3 rRNA genes are annotated in these 5,293 nt (G+C 63.9%); all 3 read right to left on the reverse strand.

Annotated elements, in window-relative coordinates:
* Positions 1-42: 42 nt before the first annotated feature.
* The 3 genes from rrf to HRL41_RS11475 all read right to left on the reverse strand — a co-directional run bounded on the left by rrf (position 43) and on the right by HRL41_RS11475 (position 5,092).
* Positions 43-157: ribosomal RNA gene (rrf, locus tag HRL41_RS11465) — 5S ribosomal RNA — on the reverse strand.
* 114 nt (positions 158-271) lie between these two features.
* A 23S ribosomal RNA gene (locus HRL41_RS11470) occupies positions 272-3,244 on the reverse strand.
* A 338-nt stretch (positions 3,245-3,582) separates the two neighbouring features.
* Positions 3,583-5,092, reverse strand: a 16S ribosomal RNA gene (locus HRL41_RS11475).
* The 16S, 23S and 5S rRNA genes sit together here, the layout of an rRNA operon.
* Between the last annotated feature and the right edge of the window lie 201 nt (positions 5,093-5,293).

Consider the following 5,293-nt stretch of genomic DNA (forward strand, 5'->3'; position numbering starts at 1 on the left):
AAGGGGCCCGAAGGCCCCCAGACGTCAAGAAAGCACCCCTCATGAGCGGAACTCCCTGGCCTCCCGCAGCCTGGCGCTGCAGTACTCTCGGCGACGCGGGGCTTAACTTCCGAGTTCGGAATGGGATCGGGTGATCCCCCGCTCCATGGTTCCGCTCATGGGAGGTGCTCCCACGAGCCTGATGTCTAGGCTCGCCAGCGGCCCTCGGGGGCCCTGGCGCCTGCATGCGCGCGGCACGTTCGCGGATCGCGGCGTGCGCTGACGGGAAGGTGCCATGAAGAGCTCGGGTGATTAGTAGCGCTCGCCTCAGGGCCTCGCGGCCCTTGCAGCTGCGCCCTATCGACCTCGTGGTCTACGAGGGCCCTTACCAGAGAGGGATCTCATCTCGGAGGCGGCTTCCCACTTAGATGCCTTCAGCGGTTATCCGCGCCGGACGTAGCTATGCGGCGGTGCCGTTGGTCGACAACCGCTTCACCAGAGGTCCGTCCACCCCGGTCCTCTCGTACTAGGGGCAGCTCTCCTCAGATCCCTTGCGCCCGCGGAGGATAGGGACCGAACTGTCTCACGACGTTCTGAACCCAGCTCGCGTACCGCTTTAAACGGCGAACAGCCGTACCCTTGGGACCGACTTCAGCCCCAGGATGCGATGAGCCGACATCGAGGTGCCAAACCTTGCCGTCGATGTGGACTCTTGGGCAAGATCAGCCTGTTATCCCCGGAGTACCTTTTATCCGTTGAGCGACGGCCCTTCCACTCGGGGCCGCCGGATCACTAGAGCCGACTTTCGTCCCTGCTCGGCCCGTCCGCCTCGCAGTCAAGCTGGCTTGCACTCTTGCGCTCTCGGGGCGGTTGCCGACCGCCCTGAGCCAACCTTGCGCGCGCCTCCGTTACATTTTGGGAGGCGACCGCCCCAGTCAAACTACCCGCCTGGCACGGTCCTCGGCCCGGGTCACGGCGCCGAGTTAGGCAGCCGACGCGACGAGGGCAGTATTCCAAGGGCGCCTCCACGGGGGCTTGCGCCCCCGCTTCGCGGGCTCCTGCCTATCCTCTACGCGCCGCGCCAACTGCCAATGCCAAGCTGCAGTAAAGGTTCACGGGGTCTTTCCGTCCTTCCGCGGGGAGTTCGCATCTTCACGAACAGTACAATTTCGCCGGGTCCATGGTTGAGACAGCGCCCAAGTCGTTACGCCATTCGTGCAGGTCGGAACTTACCCGACAAGGAATTTCGCTACCTTAGGACCGTTATAGTTACGGCCGCCGTTTACCGGGGCTTGGCTTCAGCGCCTCGCTTTCGCTAACGCATCCGCGTAACCTTCCGGCACCGGGCAGGCGTCAGACCCTATACGTCGTGTTGCCACTTTGCAGAGTCCTGTGTTTTTGATAAACAGTCGCTTGGGCCTCTTCGCTGCGGCCGCCGCAGGCTCCGGGAGCGCGTCCCATCACCCGCAGCGGCGCCCCTTCTCCCTAAGTTACGGGGCTGGTATGCCGAGTTCCTTAACCATGGTTCCCCCGATCGCCTCGGTATGCTCTACCCGCCCACCTGTGTCGGTTTTGGTACGGGCGCCCCGGGTCCTCCCTAGGGGTTTTTCTCGGCAGCATGGGCTCACCGGCTTCGCCTAAAAGGCTTCGTCTCGCGTCTCAGGCCTCGTGCGCCGCTGATTTCCACGCGGCGCGCCCTACGCGCTTTCACGGGGACGTCCAGAACCCCGCCCGGCTACCCTCCTGCGTCGCCCCATCGGTGATAGCGGACCCAAGGCGGTGCGGGAATGTCGACCCGCTGCGCATCGGCTACGCCTTCCGGCCTCGCCTTAGCTCCCGACTGACCCTGGGGGGATTAGCCTTCCCCAGGAACCCTTGGGCTCACGGCGGCAGGGTTTCTCGCCCTGCTCTCGCTACTCATGCCAGCATTCTCACCTCCGAGCGCTCCACGGCCGGTCGCCCGGCCGCTTCGCCGCCCTCGGAGAGCTCCCCTACCACTGTCTAAAATACAGTCCGCCGCTTCGGCGCCGTGCTTAGCCCCGTGAATTGTCGGCGCATGTCCACTCGACCAGTGAGCTGTTACGCACTCTTTGAATGCATGGCTGCTTCTAAGCCAACATCCTGGTTGTCTGGGCAGACGCACATCCTTTGCCACTCAGCACGGACTTGGGGGCCTTGGCGGGCGGTCTGGGCTGTTTCCCTCTCGAGCACACAGCTTAGCCCACATGCTCTGACTCCCGGGCTCTTATCCGCCGGCATTCGGAGTTTGGCTCTCGTCGGTAGGCGGTGAGGCCCCCTCGGAGATCCAGTGCTCTACCGCCGGCGGAGAACGCCCGAGGCTAGCCCTAAAGCTATTTCGGGGAGAACGAGATATCTCCGGGTTTGATTGGCCTTTCACCCCTACCCACGGGTCATCCCCTCCGTTTTCAACCGAAGTGGGTTCGGCCCTCCACGGGGTCTTACCCCCGCCTCAGCCTGCCCATGGGTAGCTCACCCGGCTTCGCGTCTGCGCCGCGCGACTCATAAGTCGCCCGTTTAAAGACTCGCCTTCGCTGCGGCTCGCTTCTAAGCTTAGCCTCGCCGCACGGCGCAACTCGCTGGCTCATTCTACAAAAGGCACGCCGTCACACCGCTAAATGGGTGCTCCGACTGCTCGTGGGCGCACGGTTTCAGGTGCTGTTTCACTCCCCTCCCGGGGTGCTTTTCACCTTTCCCTCACGGTACTGGTTCGCTATCGGTCACAGGAGAGTGTTTAGCCTTGGAGGGTGGTCCCCCCAGCTTCGGGCCGGGTTGCACTTGCCCGGGCCTACTCGGGACGTCCGCTCGGGGGCAGGAACGGTTCGCGTACGGGGCTCTCACCCGCTGCGGCCGGCCCTTCCATGCCGTTCCGCTCCGAACCTGCTTTGTGACCCCGCCGGGGTATGCGGCCCCCCGGGTGCGGCTCCCACGACCCCCATGCGGCAACGCCCGCACGCTTACACGCGCATGGGTTTGGGCTTGCGCGGTTTCGCTCGCCGCTACTCCCGCGATCTCGGTTGATTTCTCTTCCTCCGGGTACTTAGATGTTTCAGTTCCCCGGGTTGTCCCCCGCTCCCCTATCTCGTTCAGGGAGGGGTAGGCAGGCATGGCCCTGCCTGGGTTCCCCCATTCGGAGACCCGCGGATCAAAGGGTGTGTGCCCCTCCCCGCGGATTATCGCAGCTTGCCGCGTCCTTCGTCGACTTCCTGTGCCAAGGCATCCGCCGTGCGCCCTAGGTATCTTCATCGCTGAATCACCTTCGGGCGCGGGGCCCCATGGCAGGGCCCCGCGTCTGATGTTTTGGTATGTTCTCTCAAGCATACGCTTGCGATCTGGAAAATAGTGCTTATGTCCATGATGCGAACCACCCATCCGAACCCATGCTATCTGCATGAATGTCAGTTGATGTGGTTGCAAGTATCATGTCCGCGGCACGGTCCAGCTGACAAGTCAGCCGCCGCGCCGCGCGCTATGCAGGTGTCAAGGTGCCCGGGGCGCGGGGCCCTGGGGGCCGGATGCTGGGGAACATGGGGCGGGCGCTTCTTCCCTCCGTGAGATTTCGTTTTGAATCTAGGGTCTCCCTAGAAAGGAGGTGATCCAGCCGCACCTTCCGGTACGGCTACCTTGTTACGACTTCACCCCCCTCACCCTCCACACCTTAGACGCCTCCGCCCCTTATCGGGTTCGGCCGGCGGCTTCGGGTGCAGACGACTCGGGTGGTGTGACGGGCGGTGTGTACAAGGCCCGGGAACGTATTCACCGCGGCGTGCTGATCCGCGATTACTAGCAACTCCGACTTCACGCAGGCGGGTTGCAGCCTGCGATCCGAACTGGGGCCGGCTTTGCGGGATTCGCTCCCCCTCGCGGGGTGGCAGCCCTCTGTACCGGCCATTGTAGCACGTGTGCAGCCCAGGGCATGAGGGGCATGATGACTTGACGTCGTCCCCACCTTCCTCCGGCTTGACGCCGGCAGTCCCCCGCGAGTCCCCAACCGAATGCTGGCAACACGGGGCGGGGGTTGCGCTCGTTGCGGGACTTAACCCAACATCTCACGACACGAGCTGACGACAGCCATGCACCACCTGCGCGCCCTCCTCTCGGCCACCGGGTCTCCCCGGCTTCAGGCGCACTTCAAGCCCTGGTAAGGTTCTTCGCGTTGCTTCGAATTAAGCCACATGCTCCGCTGCTTGTGCGGGCCCCCGTCAATTCCTTTGAGTTTTAGCCTTGCGGCCGTACTCCCCAGGCGGGGCGCTTAATGCGTTGGCTGCGGCACGGGGGGACGATCCCCCCACACCTAGCGCCCATCGTTTACGGCCGGGACTACCAGGGTATCTAATCCTGTTCGCTCCCCCGGCTTTCGCGCCTCAGCGTCAGTCGCGGCCCAGCAGGCTGCCTTCGCCGTCGGTGTTCCTCCCGATATCTGCGCATTCCACCGCTACACCGGGAATTCCACCTGCCCCTACCGCACTCGAGCCGCCCAGTTCGAAGCCCGGCCCGGGGTTGAGCCCCGGGGTTAGAGGCTTCGCTTAGGCGGCCGCCTACGCGCGCTTTACGCCCAATGAATCCGGATAACGCTCGCTCCCTACGTATTACCGCGGCTGCTGGCACGTAGTTAGCCGGAGCTTCTTCTGCAGGTACCGTCTTAGGTCTTCCCTGCTGAAAGCGGTTTACAACCCGAGGGCCTTCGTCCCGCACGCGGCGTTGCTGCGTCAGGGTTTCCCCCATTGCGCAAAATTCCCCACTGCTGCCTCCCGTAGGAGTCTGGGCCGTATCTCAGTCCCAATGTGGCCGATCGCCCTCTCAGGCCGGCTACCCATCGCGGGCACGGTGGGCCGTCACCCCGCCGTCTACCTAATGGGCCGCGACCCCATCCCCCGCCGCTAAAGCTTTGGCGGAGGGCCCATGCGGGCTCTCCGCTTCATCCGGTATTAGCCGCCGTTTCCGGCGGTTGTCCCGGCGCGGGGGGCAGGTTGGTCACGTGTTACTCACCCGTTCGCCACTGTATGCCCAACCGAAGTTGGCTTAACCGTTCGACTTGCATGTGTTAGGCACGCCGCCAGCGTTCATCCTGAGCCAGGATCAAACTCTCCGTTCGGAGGCGGGGCGCGCGTGCGCCCCGCGTTTGATCGCTTGAAGCTTTGCTTTTGCCAATCACGTGGATTGACGAGGTAAAGAATGTCCGTCTGACATATCACACTCTGAATTCGAGTTCCATGTCCTCAGTATCCGGTTCTCAAGGTCCCGCGGCAGGCCGCCCCGCGGCCTCCCCGCCCGCGCCTCTCGCGAGACGCGCAAG

This window comes from Adlercreutzia sp. ZJ473, from assembly GCF_013185065.1.
Taxonomy (GTDB): domain Bacteria; phylum Actinomycetota; class Coriobacteriia; order Coriobacteriales; family Eggerthellaceae; genus CAAEEV01.